Here is a 14,840-nt window from a genome sequence, read left to right as displayed (position 1 = left end):
GCATGCAGGACGTGTGAACACCCCCGGCGCCAGGGGCACCGGATGGGGTGACACGGGTCCCGCGCGTCCCGGAATGCGCGTCCGCCGGGCGCGCGCGAGGCTGGGACGGGGCGCGCGGCCAGAGCAAGACCGGGCATGGGGCAGGGGGAGCCGGACCGTGCGGACAGCAATGGGTGTGTGGCGTTGGCGGCGCAATCCGCTGCGACGGCCGACCGATCTCTTCGAGGCGTGGGTGGCGTTCGCCGCGCTGGTGTGCGTCCTGCTGGTGGCCCCGCTCTTCGGCTGGGTCGCGGGCCTCCAGGTGGACGGGACCTTGCAGCGGGCCGCGCGCGAGCAGCGGCACGAGCGGTACCTGGTCCCGGCGGTGGTGGTCCGGCCCGCGCCCGGACCTGCCGCCGGGGCGGCCGCGGATCCGCCGCCGCAGCGGCAGGCGCCCGAGCGGACCGAGGTCGTGGCGTCCTGGACCGCGCCCGACGGCAGCAGCCACGAGGGCACGGTCCCGGCGGCCGAGGAACCACCCCGTCCGGGCGACCGGTTCCGGATGTGGACCGACGTCCGGGGGCGGCTGGTGGGGCGGCCGCTGGACCCGTCCGCCGCCTCCTTCCACGCGGCTGCCGCCGGTCTGGCCGCCGCGCTCGCGGCGGCCGCGCTGGCGGAGACGGTCCGCCGGCTGGTCGTACGCAGGCTCATGCATCGGCGGTACGTCCACCTGGACCGGGCATGGGCGCAGGCGGGACCGGACTGGGGCCGGGCGGGCGCGGGCAGTTGACCTGGCCGCTCACCGGCTCCGCGCGCGCTACCGTGGAGCCGCAGGCCGGTCCGGCAGCGCGGGTACGGGATCGAGTACGAGGGTGGGGGCACGACAGCACGATGGCTCAGGGCACGGTCCAGGTGACGCACGGCGGGGCCTCGCGGTGGCGGCGGCGTTCCGGTGAGTATCCGACGCTGACCGCGGCACTCGCCGCGGCGGGCGACGGCGACGTGCTGTCCATTGCCCCCGGCACCTACCGGGAGAACCTGGTCCTGCGTCACGCCGTCACCCTGCGCGGGCCCGAGGGCGCGGTGGCCGGGTCGGTGCGGATCGCCCCGCTGGACGGGGTCGCGCTGACCGTGCGCGCCTCGGCCGTGGTCCAGGACCTGTACCTGGAGGGGGCGGACCGGGCGGCGCCCGCGCTGCTCGTCGAGGAGGGCTCGCCCGAGCTCAGCGACCTGCGCGTGCACACCCGCTCGGCGTCCGGCATCGAGGTGCGCGGCGGGGCCCGCCCCCTGGTGCGCCGGTGCACGGTGGAGAATCCGGCCGGGGTCGGGATCTCCGTGCTGGACGGCGGCGGCGGGGTGTTCGAGGAGTGCGAGGTGGTGGCCGCCGGCCAGGCCGGCGTCTCGGTGCGCGGAGGGCATCCGCGCCTGGAGCGCTGCCGGATCCACCACGCGGTGGGCGCGGGCATCGCGGTCACCGGGGAAGGCTCGGGCCTTGAAGCGCTGGGCTGCGAGGTGTACGAGGTCAAGGGCGCCGGCGTGCAGATCGCCGGGCGCGCCGCCGCCCGCCTGACCGACTGCGCGGTGCACCGCACGTCCGCCGACGGGGTCACCCTCGACACGGACGCGGTGCTGACGCTCGACGGCTGCGACATCCACGACATCCCGGAGAACGCGGTGGACCTGCGCTCCCGTTCGGTGCTCACCCTCAGCCGCACCACGGTCCGCCGGTTCGGGCGCAACGGCCTGTCGGTGTGGGATCCGGGGACCCGGGTCGATGCCGACTCCTGCGAGATCCACGACAGTACGGGCGACTATCCCGCGGTGTGGGTCAGCGACGGGGCCACCGTCTCGCTGGATTCCTGCCGGCTGCACGACGTACCGGACGCACTCTTCGTGCTGGACCGGGGCTCGCGCGTGGACGTCGTCGACAGCGACCTCTCGCAGGTGCGCAACACGGCCGTCTCGGTGAGCGACGGAGCCACCGCGCAGCTCGACGACTGCCGGATCCGGGACGCGGGCACCGGGGCGTGGTTCCGTGACCACGGCAGCGGCGGCACCCTCGCCAACTGCACCATCGACGCCGTGCAGACGGGCGTGATCGTCACCAAGGGGGCCGATCCCACGCTGGAGCGGTGCACGGTCACTTCCCCCGCCGAAGCCGGGTTCTACGTGTCGGCGGGCGGCCGGGGCAGCTTCACGGCCTGCCGGGTGACGGGCAGTTCCGGTTTCGGGTTCCACGTCATCGACGGCTGCCGCACCTCCCTCGCCCGGTGTCACACCGAGCGCTGCGCGCGCGGGGGTTACGAGTTCGCGGAGGACGGCCCGCTCGCCGAGGGCTGCACCGGTGACGACGCCGGGACCGCCCGGCCGGCGGACGGCGCTCTCGCGGGGGCGCGGTCGGCTGCCGGGGGGTCCCGTACGGCCACGGCCGCGCAGGGACCGGCGGAGCGGGCCGCGGCCCCGGTGCCGGCCTCGCGCCCCGCGGAACACCCGGATCCGGCGGCGGCCCCGGCACCGGATCCGGCGTCGGCCGCCCGCGGCTCGGTGGAGGTGCTGGGGCAGCTGGACGCTCTGGTGGGGCTGGACAGCGTCAAACGCGAGGTGCGCGCCCTCACCGACATGATCGAGGTCGGGCGCAGGCGGCAGCAGGCGGGCCTCAAGGCGGCGTCGGTGCGCCGGCACCTGGTCTTCACCGGCTCCCCGGGCACCGGCAAGACCACCGTGGCCCGGCTGTACGGGGAGATCCTCGCTTCCCTCGGGGTGCTGGAGCGCGGCCACCTGGTCGAGGTGTCCAGGGTGGACCTGGTCGGCGAGCACATCGGTTCCACGGCGATCCGTACCCAGGAGGCCTTCGACCGGGCGCGGGGCGGGGTGCTGTTCATCGACGAGGCGTACGCGCTGGCCCCGGAGGACTCCGGCCGGGACTTCGGGCGCGAGGCGATCGACACGCTGGTGAAGCTGATGGAGGACCACCGGGAGGCGGTGGTGGTGATCGTCGCCGGGTACACGGCGGAGATGGAGCGGTTCCTGACGGTCAACCCGGGGGTGGCGTCGCGGTTCTCCCGCACCATCACGTTCGGGGACTACGGACCGCAGGAGCTGCTGCGGATCGTGGAGCAGCAGGCGGACGAGCACGAGTACCGGCTCGGCGAGGGCACCGGCGAGGCGCTGCTGCGGTATTTCGCGGAGCTGCCCAAGGGGCCGGCGTTCGGCAACGGCCGGACCGCGCGCCAGACGTTCGAGGCGATGGTGGAACGGCACGCGGGCCGGGTCGCGCAGCTGGCCGATGCGGGTACGGACGAGCTCACCCTGCTGTTCCCGGAGGACCTGCCGGCCCTGCCGGCGCCCTGCTGACCGGCCGGCCGGCCGAAGGGGCTGACCGGCGGGCTGCGGGCGTGGTGCAGACATCCGAGGAGGCGCCGGTTAGGGTGCGCGGCACACACGCGCGCGCCACCCGCGCACGCGCGGCACCCGCGCGCGGTACGCAGCGCGCCACACTTCAGGGGGTAACGCCATGGCCCGCCGACTCCGTCCCGTGGGGCTGGACTTCGTCCGCGAAGCCCCGGTCCGGCCGGCCTTCACGGCCCGGGCCGCGGCCCCGCCGGAAGCCGTGTACCGGGCCCTCGCACAGGAGGTCACAGGCTGGCCGGCCTGGTTCGGGGCGGTCACCCTGGCCCGGCCGACCGGGGGCGGCGCGGGCCGCGAGGTACGGCTGGTGGGCGGGGTCCGCTTCCAGGAGACGGTCATGGCCGCCGATCCCGGGCTGCGCTACGCGTACCGGGTCGACGAGACCAACGTCCCGGGCGTCAGCGCCCTGTTGGAGGAGTGGCTGCTGGCCCCCGACGCGGGCACCGGCGGGACCCTCGTCCGCTGGACCTTCGCGGCCGACGGCCCGGCCCCCTTCCGGCTGGCGCTGGCCGCGGCCCGCCCGGGCCTCGGCCGGTCCTTCCGTACGGCGGTGCGCGCCCTGGACGCCCGGCTGGCGACGCGCACCGCGAGCTAGGCCGGCCGCGGGGCTCAGGCCTCGGGCTCGCGCCATTCGCCGGTTTCCAGCAGGGCCTGGAGCGTCTTGGCGTACGGGGCGACGTCGAGGCCCTGGGCCGTCAGCCACGCGTCGGAGTAGTACTTGTCGAGGTAGCGGTCACCCGGGTCGCAGAGCAGGGTCACGACGCTGCCCTTGCGGCCCTCCGCGACCATCTCCGAGACGATCTTCAGGGCGCTCCACAGTCCGGTGCCGGTGGAGCCGCCCGCCTTGCGGCCTATGGCCTGTTCGAGGGCGCGGCAGGCGGCGACCGACGCCGCGTCCGGCACCCTCATCATGCGGTCGATGGCTCCGGGCACGAAGCTCGGCTCCATCCGGGGCCGGCCGATGCCCTCGATGCGCGAGCCGCAGTCGCTGCTCGCGTGCGGGTCGTGGTTGGTCCAGCCGTCGAAGAAACAGGAGTTCTCCGGGTCCGGGACGCAGATGCGGGTGTCGTGCTGCATGTAGTGGACGTAGCGCGCGATGGTCGCGGAGGTGCCGCCCGTGCCGGCCGTCGCGACGATCCACGCGGGCTCCGGGTACCGCTCCAGGCGCAGTTGCTGGTACATCGACTCGGCGATGTTGTTGTTGCCGCGCCAGTCGGTGGCGCGCTCGGCGTAGGTGAACTGGTCCATGTAGTGGCCGCCGGTGCGGGCGGCCAGGTCGGCCGACTCCTCGTACATCTTCATCGGGTCGTCGACGAAGTGGCAGTCGCCGCCGTGGAATTCGATGAGCCGGCACTTCTCCGGGCTGGTGGTCCTCGGCATCACGGCGATGAACGGGACGCCGATCAGCTTGGCGAAGTAGGCCTCGGAGACGGCCGTCGAGCCGCTGGACGCCTCGATGACCGGGCGGCCGGGGCGGATCCAGCCGTTGCAGAGCGCGTACAGGAACAGCGAGCGGGCGAGGCGGTGCTTCAGGGAGCCCGTCGGGTGCGTCGACTCGTCCTTGAGGTAGAGGTCGATGCCCCACGCCTCGGGCAGCGGGAAGCGCAGCAGGTGGGTGTCGGCGCTGCGGTTGGCGTCCGCCTGGACCTTGCGCACGGCTTCCTTGAGCCAGGCGCGGTAGTCGGCGTCGCTGCGGTCGATGTCGACGGTCGTCGCCACCGTGCCCGCGGCCGGGCGCGCGGCCGCCGCGCTCGCGGCCGTGTTCGAAGCCGTCGTACCGGTGGTACCGGTGGTGCTCATGCGCCTTGCTCCTTTGTCGGTTCCGGGCCCCCTCCTTTCGAAATGTACCCCCCTCACCTGCGCAAACGATGACTTTGGGTTTCCATGCGGATCGCTTTTGGTCGCATTGTGTGGCGTTCGGTTGCAAGCGGCGCCACCGTGGGTGACCCTGGTGAGTGCGTCACCGTGGGTGCAGCACCCGTAACAATGATGTCGGGGAGTCGCAGCCGTGATCAGTCATTCCCGCAGGCACTGCGTCGTGGAACTGCAGGCCTTGCCCGCACGGATCGGCCAGGTCCGCAGAATCATCTCCGCGCAACTGCGCCACTGGCAGCTCGACCCGCTCATAGACCGGGCTGCGCTCGGCGTGACGGAACTGCTCAGCAACGTCCACCGCCATGCGCAGCCCGACAAGGTCTGCACGGTCGAGATCGAACTCCGCCTCGGGCGGCTGACGGTCTCCGTCCACGACAGCGATCCGCGGCTGCCGGTCCGGCGCGACGCCGATGACCTGGAGACCTGCGGACGCGGACTCGCGCTCGTCGAGGCGGTCAGCGAGGCCTGGGGCGCCCGGCACCGGCCGGACGGTCCCGGCAAGGTGGTGTGGTTCTCCATGCGGGCCGCCCCCGCACCGGCGGCGCCGACGCGCACAGTCCGTATCGGCGTGAAGAAGACCGTACGGGAGCCCTCCTGCCCGGTACTCGCCGCCGACGACGCACCGGCCGTCGCGTCCGGCGTGCCGGCGTCGGTCACGGTCGGCGCCGGGCCCGGCTGACTCCCCCGCGGGCGACCGCCCCCGGCGCCCCGGCGCCCTCAGGCCGCGGCGCCCAGCGCCCCCAGGGGGTCGTCCAGCACGGGCTGCCACGCCAGCTCCGCCGCCCCGACCAGGCTGTTGTGGTCGAGGGTGCACGGCAGGATCGGCACGCCCCCGCTGCGCCCCCACAGGCTGCGGTCGGCGACCACCGCCCGCAGCCGTTCCGGGTCGGCGTACAGCAGCTCCCGGTGCAGTCCGCCGAGGATGATCCGGTCCGGGTTCAGGATGTTCACCAGGCCCGCCAGCCCCAGCCCGAGCCGGTCGATGAGCTCCTCGGCGGCCGCCCGGACCGACGGCTGCGCGTACTCGGAGCGCAGGAGGTCGCGGGCCTGCGCCAGCAGCGACACCTCGGGGCCGGGCGTACGGCCGGCGGCGGTGAGGAAGGCCAGCGGGTCGGCCTCCACGTCCAGGCAGCCCCGGCTGCCGCAGTGGCAGGCGCGGCCCTCGGGGTTGACGGTGAGGTGGCCGACCTCCAGGGCCAGGCCGGCGCTGCCGCTGTGCAGCCGGCCGTCGAGCACCAGCGCCCCGCCCACCCCGCGGTGCCCGGTGGCCACGCAGAGCAGGTGCTGGGCGCTGCGGCCCGCGCCGTGCCGGTGCTCGGCGAGCGCGGCGAGGTTCACGTCGTTGCCGGTCAGGGCCGGCCCGTCGATGCCGGCCGCCTTCACGCACTCGGCGAAGACGGCCCGGACGGGAGAGCCGGCCGGCCACGCCAGGTGCAGCGGGTTGAGGGCCGTCCCCTCGGGCTCCGCGACCGCCGAGGGCACCGCGAGGCCCGCGCCGACGCAGCGCCGCCCGGACTCCGCGAGCAGCCGGGCGCCCGCTTCGACGACCGCGCCGAGGACCTGCGCCGGGTCGGCGGAGACGGTGACCTTGCCGGGTGCGGTGGCCACGATGCGCCCGCCGAGGCCCACCAGCGCGGCCCGGAACCCGTCCGAGTGCACCTGCGCGGCCAGCGCCACGGGGCCGTTCTCGTCGACGGCGAGCCGGTGCGAGGGCCGCCCCTGCGTGCCGGCGGCGCCTCCGGGGCGGGAGTCGACGCGGATCAGGCCGAGCGCCTCGAGCTCGGCCGCCACGGCTCCGGCGGTGGCCCGGGTGACGCCGAGCTCGGCCGTCAGGACCGCCCGGGTCGGGGCCCGGCCGGTGTGGACGAGCTCCAGCGCCGGGCCGAGTGCCCCGCGGCCGCGCTCCAGCCTGGTCCTCGCGGACGCTGCGGACGCCGTGCTCGCGTCCCCCGCCCCCGGCGGGGCCCCGTTGCCGTTCATGAAGGGATCCTCGCATGATCGGGAGGCCGCGCAGGCCCCGGCTAGGGGCCGAGGCCGCCGACCCGCAGCGTGATGTTGAGGCGCCCCGTGAGGCCCAGCTCCGGCGGGGCGGTGCCGGGCAGCACCTTCGGCACCCCGTGGTAGGCCAGCCTGCTCGGGCCGCCGAAGACGAACAGGTCCCCGCTGCGCAGCTCGACGTCCCGGTACGGGCGGCCGCGGGAGGCGGTGTTGCCGAAGCGGAAGAGACAGGAATCACCCAGGCTGAGCGAGACCACCGGCGCCCCGGACCGCTCCTCGGCGTCGCGGTGCATGCCCATCCGGGAGTCGCCGTCGTAGAAGTTCACCAGGGCGATGTCGTACGCCTCCGCCGGCGGCGGGGGCGTCCCGTACGCGGCGGTGACGGCCCGCCGTCCCAGCTCCGCGAGCCACCCGGGCATCGGCTTGACCGGCGCCCCGTCCCCGTCGACGGCGGTGCGCGCGTACGCGTACGGGTACCAGTGGAGGCCCAGGCAGACCTGCCGGGCGGTCATCGTGCCGCCTCCGGGGGTGCGTACGGTGCGCAGTCCGGCCGGCGGTCGCGCCCACTCCCGGCAGGCGGCGAGCAGCTCGCGCTGGCGCCGGGGCCCGAGCCAGTCGGGCAGGTGCACGGCGCCGGGTGCGATCTCGGTCCGCTCGCGCGGGAAGAGTTCCCCGTCCACCCTCCCATTGTCAGGGGCGGCTGGCAGACTCGCGGTATGAAGATCACCGAATACGTGGAGACCCTGGCCCGTGAGGGCGAGCTGCTCGCCGACCAGGCCGAACAGGCGGGTGTGGACGCGCCGGTGCCCACCTGCCCCGAGTGGCGGGTCGCCGACCTGCTGCGGCACACCGGGTCGGTGCACCGCTGGGCGGCCGGGTACGTGCGGGACGGCCTCGTGGAGCCGGCGCCGTTCCCGCAGCCGCCGGAGCCGGCCGGGGCGGAGCTGCTGGCCTGGTTCCGCGAGGGGCACGCCGAGCTGGTCCGGACGCTGGCCGAGGCTCCGGCCGAGCTGGTGTGCTGGACCTTCCTGCCGACCGCGCCGCCGTCGCCGGTGGCGTTCTGGGCGCGGCGGCAGGCGCACGAGACGACCGTGCACCGCTTCGACGCCGAGTCCGCCCGGGGCGTCGCCTTCTCGGCGGTGACCCCGGAGTTCGCGGAGGACGGGGTGGACGAGCTGCTGACCGGCTTCCACGCCCGGCCGCGCAGCCGCGTGCGGACCGAGGAGCCCCGGGTGCTGCGGATCCGGGCGGCGGACACGGGGGCGGCGTGGACGCTCCACCTGTCGAAGGAGCCGGTCCGTACGGTGCGGGGCGACACCGGGGAGGAGGCGGACTGCGAGATCGTCGAGGAGGCGTCCTGGCTGTACGCGGCCCTGTGGAACCGGGTGCCGCTGGCCGGACCGTGCGTACGGGGCGACGCGTCGCTGGCGCGGCTGTGGCAGGAGACGGCGGGCATCTGACCCCGGGGCGGGGCCGGGAGAAATGCCGTGCGGGCCGGGAACCGGGCGGGCAGGCTGGCCCCATGACCTCCCCCGACTGGATCACCACCCCCGTGGAAGAGCGCTTCCTGCGCGGCGCCCTGGAGCTCGAACGCACCGCGCACGGGCTGCTCCCGCACCGGCTGCCCGCCCGGGCCCGCGCCCAGTGCGCCGACGGGCACCTGGCCATGGCGGAGGCCCAGCCCTCCGGCGTCCGGCTGGTCTTCCGTACCCGCGCGACGGCCGTCGAGCTGGACGCGCTGCGCACCAAGACGTCCTACCGGGGCGCCCCGCCACGCCCCGACGGCGTGTACGACCTGCTCGTCGACGGCCGGCTGACCGGCCGGGCCGCGGTGAGCGGCGGCAACGTGGTCATGGTCGACATGGCCACCGGGTCGGCCGAGACGCTTCCCGGCCCGGTCGGCACGGTCCGCTTCTCCGGCCTCCCCGGCCGGCTCAAGGACGTCGAGATCTGGCTGCCGCACAACGAGGTCACCGAGGTGGTGGCCCTGCGCACCGACGCCCCGGTCGAACCCTGCCCGGACCCGGGCCGCAGGGTGTGGCTCCACCACGGCAGTTCGATCAGCCACGGCTCCGACGCCGCGAGCCCGAGCACGACCTGGCCGGCCCTGGCCGCCGCCCGGGGCGGGGTGGAGCTGGTCAACCTGGGTCTGGGCGGCAACGCCCTGCTGGACCCCTTCACCGCGCGCGTCCTGCGCGACACCCCGGCCGACCTGATCAGCGTCAAGATCGGCATCAACCTCGTCAACCACGACCTGATGCGCCTGCGCGCCTTCGGCCCCGCCGTCCACGGCTTCCTCGACACCATCCGCGAGGGCCACCCCCGCACACCGCTGCTGGTCGTCTCACCGATCCTGTGCCCCGCCCACGAGGACACGCCGGGCCCCACCGCCACGGACTTCACCGAACTCGCCGCCGGACGGCTGCGGTTCCGGGCCGCGGGCGACCCCGCCGACGTCGCCGCGGGGAAGCTGACGCTGAGGGTCGTACGGGAGGAACTGGCCCGTCTCGTGAAGGCGCGCGCGGCCGACGACCCCGACCTGCACCACCTCGACGGCCTCGCCCTCTACGGCGAAGCCGACCACGCCGCGCTCCCCCTCCCCGACGGCCTCCACCCGGACGCGGAGACCCACCGCCTGATCGCCGGCCGCTTCGCCGCCCACGCCTTCGGACCCGCCGGCCCCTTCGGCGGCCCCTTCGGCGGCCCCGAGGAACCGTAGGCCGGCCACCGGGCGGGTCAGCCGGCCGCGTCGTCGCCGCCCAGGGTGGCCGCGTAGGAGGTCTGGGGACGGTACTTCCAGGACGGGGCGGTGTTCCACGGGTTGGGCATGGCCGCGCTGGTCGCGAAGGCGTAGCCGGCGCCGCGGCCGAAGGCGGTGCGCAGGGTGGTGCGCATCGCGGTGGTGTCCGGGACCTCGTGGACGAGGTGCCAGAACGCGGTGCCGGTGGGATCGAGTTCGGTGCCGGGGCGGTAGCCGCCGCGGGCGTCGAACACGTTCCCCTGCCAGCCGCCGGAGGTGTACGCCGCGTAGGTGTCCTCGTACGTGACGAACACGTCGGCCGTGCGGTGGCCCGGCTCCAGGTAGCAGTCGGCGATGGCGGTGCCGGGGTTGTTCACGACGAGGTCGTCCGCGTCCGGGTCGGCGGCGTGGATGGTGTCCTGCACGTAGCGGCGCAGCGCGGCGTAGTGGTCGCGGGTGGCGTTGGCGGGACCGCAGTCGCGGCTGACCACGTCGAAGAAGATCCCGTCGACGTGGACCCGGCCGTCCCCTTCGCCCGAGGGCTTGAGGTAGTTGTCGACGGAGGCCCTGACGGCCGCCGCGTCCCGGTTGCCGTGGTCGGTGTGGACGTAGCCGAGGACCTTGGTCCTCTCGCCGGTGGCCGTGGTGCCGGCGCGCAGGGCGTCGGCGCGGGCGCGCCAGGGGCCGTCGAAGGGGGCGTCGCCGTTGCCGGGGTTGAGGACGACCACGGAGGCCGCGGGGCGGGTGGCGGTGAGGGCGGCCAGCATCGGGTCGTCCGCCCAGACGTAGGCGGGCACGCCGATCTCCAGGCCGGGCACGCCGGGGAGCCGGGGAGCGGACGCCGCCGGGAGGGGCGGGGCCTGTCTCGCGGAGGCGGGTACGGCGGGCGCCGGGGCGGCGAGCAGCCCGATCAGGACGACGGCGTACAGGGCCTTCAGTACGCGGGCGGGGGCCACGGCTGTTCCTCCGGGGCGGCGGGGCGGGGGCGGGACCCGAGGAACACTAGACGCGCGGAAACCCGGTGAAAGCCGAACCACCCGGATTGGTATGAGGAACTGACAAGCGAACCGTCACCGGTTCCGCCCCGCCACCGGGCCGCCCCGCCCCGCCCGTACGGCTACCCGGCCGGCTGTGCGGCGGGCAGTCCCACCGAGTGCGCCAGTTGTCCGGCGGCGTGCGCGAAGAAGGCCCCGCGCTCCTCGACGACCCGGTTGAACTGGCCGAACAGTTCGAAGGAGACGAGCCCCATGAGCTGCGCCCAGGACGCGACCAGGGCGGCGGTGACTTCGGGGGGCAGGCCCTCGGCGAAGTCGGCGGTCATCCGCAGGGCTTCGGAGCGCAGGGCCGCGGGCAGGGGCGGCAGCGCCAGGCCGCGGCCTTCGTAGGCGGCCCGGAGAATGCCGATGAACACGTTGGCCACGCGGGAGGCGGGGCCGACCGTGTCGAGGGGGGCGGTGTAGCCGGGGACCGGTGAGCCGTAGATGAGGGCGTACTCGTGCGGGTGCGCCAGCGCCCAGCCGCGGACCGCTTCGCAGACGGCGATCCAGCGGGCGCGGGGCGGGCGTCAACCGGTTCTTCCAGGGGGTCACCGCCCAGTCCACGGACGCCGAACTCCGGGCGGCCGCCGAGGACCACCCCGTCTTCCGCATCGCGGTGGCCCACTGAGCGGCAGCCCCCGCGGAGACCCCCGGCGGCCCGTCCCGCCCGGCCCCCACGGGGATCCCGCTCCCCCGCACGCACGGCGGGGCGCCGGCCCCCCGGCGCCCGCCCCGGACGGGCCCCTCCCGGCGGCCCACCGTGCGCGGCCGTCCACGGGAACCGGCGCCCGGCGCCGCCGCGCGGTCCTGCCGCGCCTATCCCCGGCCGCGCCGCGCCTGGCGGTCGTCCATGAGGTGCAGCGCCCTGCGGGCCAGCGGGTGCGTACGGACCAGGTCGGGCAGCGTCGTCGAGCCGCGCGTGATGCGGGCGAAGGCGGTCCAGGCGGGGCGCAGGCCCGTGAGCGCCGCGTGCACCAGCCCCGGACGGGACTCGAAGACGGTCAGCAGCCGCTTGCCGACGGCCATTTCCACGCCCAGGCCGGCCTTGACCGCGAAGGCGTAGTTCAACGCCTGGCGGCGCGCGTCCACCGCGTCCTGCGCCTCGGAGATCTTGACCGCCCACTCCCCCGCCAGCCGCCCCGAGCGCAGCGCGAAGGAGATGCCCTCCCGGGTCCACGGCTCCAGGAGTCCGGCCGCGTCGCCCGCCACCAGCACCCGGCCGCGCGAGAGCGGTGAGCCGGGCTTGCGGCAGCGGGTCAGGTGCCCGGAGGAGACGGAGGGTTCGAAGCCGGCCAGACCCAGCCGGGCGATGAAGTCGTCCAGGTACCGCTTGGTGGCTGCGCCCTCGCCCTTCGCCGAGATGACCCCGACGGTGAGCGTGTCGCCCTTGGGGAAGACCCAGCCGTAACTGCCGGGCAGCGGCCCCCAGTCGATCAGGACGCGGCCCTTCCAGTCCTCGGCCACCGTCGCCGGAACGGGGATCTCCGCCTCCAGGCCGAGGTCGACCTGGTCCATCTCCACCCCGACGTGGGCGCCGATCCGGCTGGCGCTGCCGTCGGCGCCGACCACGGCCCGGGCCAGGACGGTCTCGCCGTCCGCCAGCACCACGGCGACCGTGCGCCGGTCGGGCACGGACGCGCCGTGCTGCTCGACCCGGGACACGGCCGTGCCCGTACGCAGGGCCGCGCCGGCCTTCTCGGCCTCCGCGACGAGCGCCGCGTCGAACTCGGGCCGGTTGATGAGCCCGAACAGCATGTTCTTCGAACGCCGCGTCCGGGTCAGCCTGCCGTTCAGGGAGAAGGTGACCGCGTGGATGCGGTCCTGGAGGGGCAGGGCGAAGCCCGGGGGGAGGGCGTCGCGCGAGGGGCCGATGATGCCGCCCCCGCAGGTCTTGTAGCGGGGCAGTTCGGCCTTCTCCAGCAGCAGGACGCTCCGCCCCGCGACGGCCGCCGCCCGCGCCGCCGACGCCCCGGCCGGTCCCGCGCCGACCACGACGACGTCCCACACCTCCGCGGTGCCCTCGCCGGCCCCGTCCGCCGCCCCTCCGGGGGCCGCCCCTTCGACGGCTCCTTCGGCCGCCGCCCCGGCCGGGGTCCCCTCGTCCGCCCGCCGAGCGGCCTGCTCCGCCCCCTCAGCGGCCTGCTCTGCGTTCGCGCCGTTCACGTCGTCGTCGCTGCTCACGATGTGCTGCTGCTCCTGATCACCCGGTTGCTCCGATGCCGTGGAAATCCTACGGCGAGCCGCCGCCTCGTCCCTCTGTGCGAGGATCGTGACGGCCTTTCGCCTTGCATTCGCCGTACCCCGGCACTTACCACAACGTCGCACCCACGAGGAGCGTGCCCATGCCGCAGAATCCGATCGCCGAGACCGTCGCCTCGCTCATGCCCCGCGCCAAGGCGGAGCTGACCGAGCTGGTGGCCTTCCAGTCGGTCGCGGACTGGGCCCAGTTCCCGCAGAGCGAGAGCCAGGCCGCCGCGGACTGGGTGGCCGACGCCCTGCGCGCCGAAGGCTTCCAGGACGTGGCGCTGCTCGACACCCCGGACGGCACCCAGTCCGTGTACGGGTTCCTGCCCGGCCCCGAGGGCGCCCCGACCGTCCTGCTGTACGCGCACTACGACGTGCAGCCGCCGCTGGACGAGGCCGCCTGGATCTCCCCCGCCTTCGAGCTGACCGAGCGCGACGGCCGCTGGTACGGGCGCGGCGCCGCCGACTGCAAGGGCGGCTTCATCATGCACCTGCTGGCGCTGCGCGCCCTGAAGGCCAACGGCGGGGTGCCCGTGAGCGTGAAGGTGATCGTCGAGGGCTCGGAGGAGCAGGGCACCGGCGGCCTCCAGCAGTACGCCGAGGCGCACCCCGAGCTGCTGGCCGCCGACACCATCGTCATCGGCGACGCGGGCAACTTCCGCCTCGGCCTGCCGACGGTGACGGCCACGCTGCGCGGGATGACCCTCGTCAAGGTCAAGATCGACACCCTGGGCGGAAACCTGCACTCCGGCATGTTCGGCGGCGTCGCCCCGGACGCGCTCGCCGCACTGATCCGCCTGCTGGACTCGCTGCGCTCCGAGGACGGTTCGACGACCGTGGACGGCCTCGCCTCGGACGCGGTGTGGGAGGGCCTCCAGTACCCGGAGGCGGACTTCCGCGCCGACGCGAAGGTGCTCGACGGCGTCGAGCTGATCGGTGAGGGCACGATCGCGGACCGGCTGTGGGCCCGTCCCGCCGTCACCGTGCTCGGCATCGACTGCCCGCCGGTCATCGGCGCGACCCCCTCGGTGCACGCCAGTGCGGGCGCGCTGATCAGCCTGCGCGTGCCGCCGGGCGTGGACACCGCCGAGGCCATCAAGCTGCTGGAGGCGCACCTGGTGGCGCACACCCCGTGGAAGGCGAAGCTCGAACTCGAAGTGGTGGGCCAGGGCCAGCCCTTCCAGGCGGACACGAGCAGCCCGGCGTACGCGTCGATGGCGGCGGCGCTGCGCGAGGCGTACGACGGCCAGGAGATGCAGATCAGCGGCATGGGCGGGTCGATCCCGCTGTGCAACACGCTGACGTCGCTGTACCCGCAGGCGGAGATGCTGCTGATCGGGCTGAGCGAGCCGCAGGCGCAGATCCACGCGGTGAACGAGAGCGTGTCCCCCGAGGAGCTGGAGCGGCTGTCGGTCGCCGAGGCCCTGTTCCTGGTGAACTACGCGGCGTCCAGGAGCGTCTGACGCCGGCGGGACGGTGCCGCGTACGCCCGGGCGCAGTGCGCCCTGGGCGTACTCTGCTCCCGGCTAAGTCGCGTCCGCGGGGTGGGTGCGAGGGTC

At 75.0% G+C, this 14,840-nt stretch carries 12 protein-coding genes and 2 pseudogenes; 8 read left to right on the top strand and 6 right to left on the bottom strand.

Features of this window, described 5'->3' with window-relative positions; genetic code table 11:
- Positions 1-157: 157 nt before the first annotated feature.
- The 3 genes from ACZ501_RS16050 to ACZ501_RS16040 all read left to right on the top strand — a co-directional run bounded on the left by ACZ501_RS16050 (position 158) and on the right by ACZ501_RS16040 (position 3,982).
- The gene (locus ACZ501_RS16050; protein WP_468795892.1) at positions 158-769 is read left to right on the top strand and encodes an Rv1733c family protein; all 612 of its coding nucleotides are present in this window, start codon (positions 158-160) and stop codon (positions 767-769) included.
- A gap of 101 nt (positions 770-870) precedes the next feature.
- Positions 871-3,333 carry a right-handed parallel beta-helix repeat-containing protein gene (locus ACZ501_RS16045; RefSeq protein ID WP_468795889.1) on the top strand — a complete coding sequence of 821 codons (2,463 nt, stop codon included), beginning with the start codon at positions 871-873 and terminating at the stop codon, positions 3,331-3,333.
- A gap of 160 nt (positions 3,334-3,493) precedes the next feature.
- Positions 3,494-3,982 (top strand): SRPBCC family protein, encoded by a 489-nt coding sequence (locus tag ACZ501_RS16040; protein ID WP_468795887.1) that lies wholly within the window; start codon positions 3,494-3,496, stop codon positions 3,980-3,982.
- A gap of 14 nt (positions 3,983-3,996) precedes the next feature.
- Here ACZ501_RS16040 and ACZ501_RS16035 read toward each other — a convergent pair whose 3' ends face one another.
- Positions 3,997-5,187 carry a PLP-dependent cysteine synthase family protein gene (locus tag ACZ501_RS16035; protein WP_468795884.1) on the bottom strand — a complete coding sequence of 397 codons (1,191 nt, stop codon included), beginning with the start codon at positions 5,185-5,187 and terminating at the stop codon, positions 3,997-3,999.
- A gap of 208 nt (positions 5,188-5,395) precedes the next feature.
- Here ACZ501_RS16035 and ACZ501_RS16030 point away from each other — a divergent pair, with 208 nt between their 5' ends.
- Positions 5,396-5,941 (top strand): ATP-binding protein, encoded by a 546-nt coding sequence (locus ACZ501_RS16030; protein ID WP_468795881.1) that lies wholly within the window; start codon positions 5,396-5,398, stop codon positions 5,939-5,941.
- 38 nt (positions 5,942-5,979) lie between these two features.
- Here the strand turns inward: ACZ501_RS16030 and ACZ501_RS16025 are convergent, their stop codons facing one another.
- Together ACZ501_RS16025 and ACZ501_RS16020 are read right to left on the bottom strand one after the other, a co-directional pair.
- Positions 5,980-7,242 (bottom strand): ROK family transcriptional regulator, encoded by a 1,263-nt coding sequence (locus ACZ501_RS16025; protein WP_361606390.1) that lies wholly within the window; start codon positions 7,240-7,242, stop codon positions 5,980-5,982.
- 41 nt (positions 7,243-7,283) lie between these two features.
- The gene (locus ACZ501_RS16020; RefSeq protein ID WP_468795878.1) at positions 7,284-7,940 is read right to left on the bottom strand and encodes an alpha-ketoglutarate-dependent dioxygenase AlkB family protein; all 657 of its coding nucleotides are present in this window, start codon (positions 7,938-7,940) and stop codon (positions 7,284-7,286) included.
- Positions 7,941-7,976: 36 nt separating this feature from the next.
- Here ACZ501_RS16020 and ACZ501_RS16015 point away from each other — a divergent pair, with 36 nt between their 5' ends.
- Both ACZ501_RS16015 and ACZ501_RS16010 read left to right on the top strand, forming a co-directional pair.
- Entirely contained in the window at positions 7,977-8,720 is a 744-nt protein-coding gene (locus ACZ501_RS16015; RefSeq protein ID WP_468795875.1) for a maleylpyruvate isomerase family mycothiol-dependent enzyme, read from the top strand.
- Positions 8,721-8,782: 62 nt separating this feature from the next.
- Positions 8,783-9,979: a GDSL-type esterase/lipase family protein gene (locus ACZ501_RS16010; RefSeq protein ID WP_468795872.1), complete on the top strand. Its 1,197-nt coding sequence runs from the start codon at positions 8,783-8,785 to the stop codon at positions 9,977-9,979.
- 17 nt (positions 9,980-9,996) lie between these two features.
- On the opposite strand, the gene ACZ501_RS16005 is transcribed toward ACZ501_RS16010, so the two are convergent.
- Both ACZ501_RS16005 and ACZ501_RS16000 read right to left on the bottom strand, forming a co-directional pair.
- On the bottom strand, positions 9,997-10,956 hold the full coding sequence (locus ACZ501_RS16005) for a spherulation-specific family 4 protein (protein WP_468795869.1): 960 nt from the start codon (positions 10,954-10,956) through the stop codon (positions 9,997-9,999).
- A gap of 161 nt (positions 10,957-11,117) precedes the next feature.
- Positions 11,118-11,558 (bottom strand): annotated as a pseudogene (locus ACZ501_RS16000) (TetR-like C-terminal domain-containing protein); the annotation flags it as partial.
- Here ACZ501_RS16000 and ACZ501_RS15995 point away from each other — a divergent pair.
- A pseudogene (locus ACZ501_RS15995) lies at positions 11,555-11,665 on the top strand (deazaflavin-dependent nitroreductase); the annotation flags it as partial. The pseudogenes ACZ501_RS16000 and ACZ501_RS15995 overlap by 4 nt on opposite strands.
- 188 nt (positions 11,666-11,853) lie before the next feature.
- On the opposite strand, the gene ACZ501_RS15990 reads toward ACZ501_RS15995, so the two are convergent.
- Entirely contained in the window at positions 11,854-13,044 is a 1,191-nt protein-coding gene (locus ACZ501_RS15990; RefSeq protein WP_468796613.1) for a geranylgeranyl reductase family protein, read from the bottom strand.
- A 335-nt stretch (positions 13,045-13,379) separates the two neighbouring features.
- Between ACZ501_RS15990 and ACZ501_RS15985 the strand changes: the two genes are divergently transcribed.
- On the top strand, positions 13,380-14,744 hold the full coding sequence (locus ACZ501_RS15985) for a M20/M25/M40 family metallo-hydrolase (protein ID WP_468795866.1): 1,365 nt from the start codon (positions 13,380-13,382) through the stop codon (positions 14,742-14,744).
- Positions 14,745-14,840 lie beyond the last annotated feature (96 nt).

It is taken from the genome of Streptomyces sp. NPDC034085, from assembly GCF_055575555.1.
The sequence above is the reverse complement of the archived record's forward strand: the minus strand, read 5'-3'. Positions and strand labels throughout refer to the sequence as shown.

Excerpts from the sequence above, each read along its gene's own strand:
- ACZ501_RS16035 (WP_468795884.1), bottom strand. The coding sequence starts at position 5,187 with ATGAGCACCACCGGTACCACCGGTACGACGGCTTCGAACACGGCCGCG.
- ACZ501_RS16040 (WP_468795887.1), top strand. The coding sequence starts at position 3,494 with ATGGCCCGCCGACTCCGTCCCGTGGGGCTGGACTTCGTCCGCGAAGCC.
- ACZ501_RS16010 (WP_468795872.1), top strand. The coding sequence starts at position 8,783 with ATGACCTCCCCCGACTGGATCACCACCCCCGTGGAAGAGCGCTTCCTG.
- ACZ501_RS16045 (WP_468795889.1), top strand. The coding sequence starts at position 871 with ATGGCTCAGGGCACGGTCCAGGTGACGCACGGCGGGGCCTCGCGGTGG.
- ACZ501_RS15985 (WP_468795866.1), top strand. The coding sequence starts at position 13,380 with ATGCCGCAGAATCCGATCGCCGAGACCGTCGCCTCGCTCATGCCCCGC.
- ACZ501_RS16025 (WP_361606390.1), bottom strand. The coding sequence starts at position 7,242 with ATGAACGGCAACGGGGCCCCGCCGGGGGCGGGGGACGCGAGCACGGCG.
- ACZ501_RS16015 (WP_468795875.1), top strand. The coding sequence starts at position 7,977 with ATGAAGATCACCGAATACGTGGAGACCCTGGCCCGTGAGGGCGAGCTG.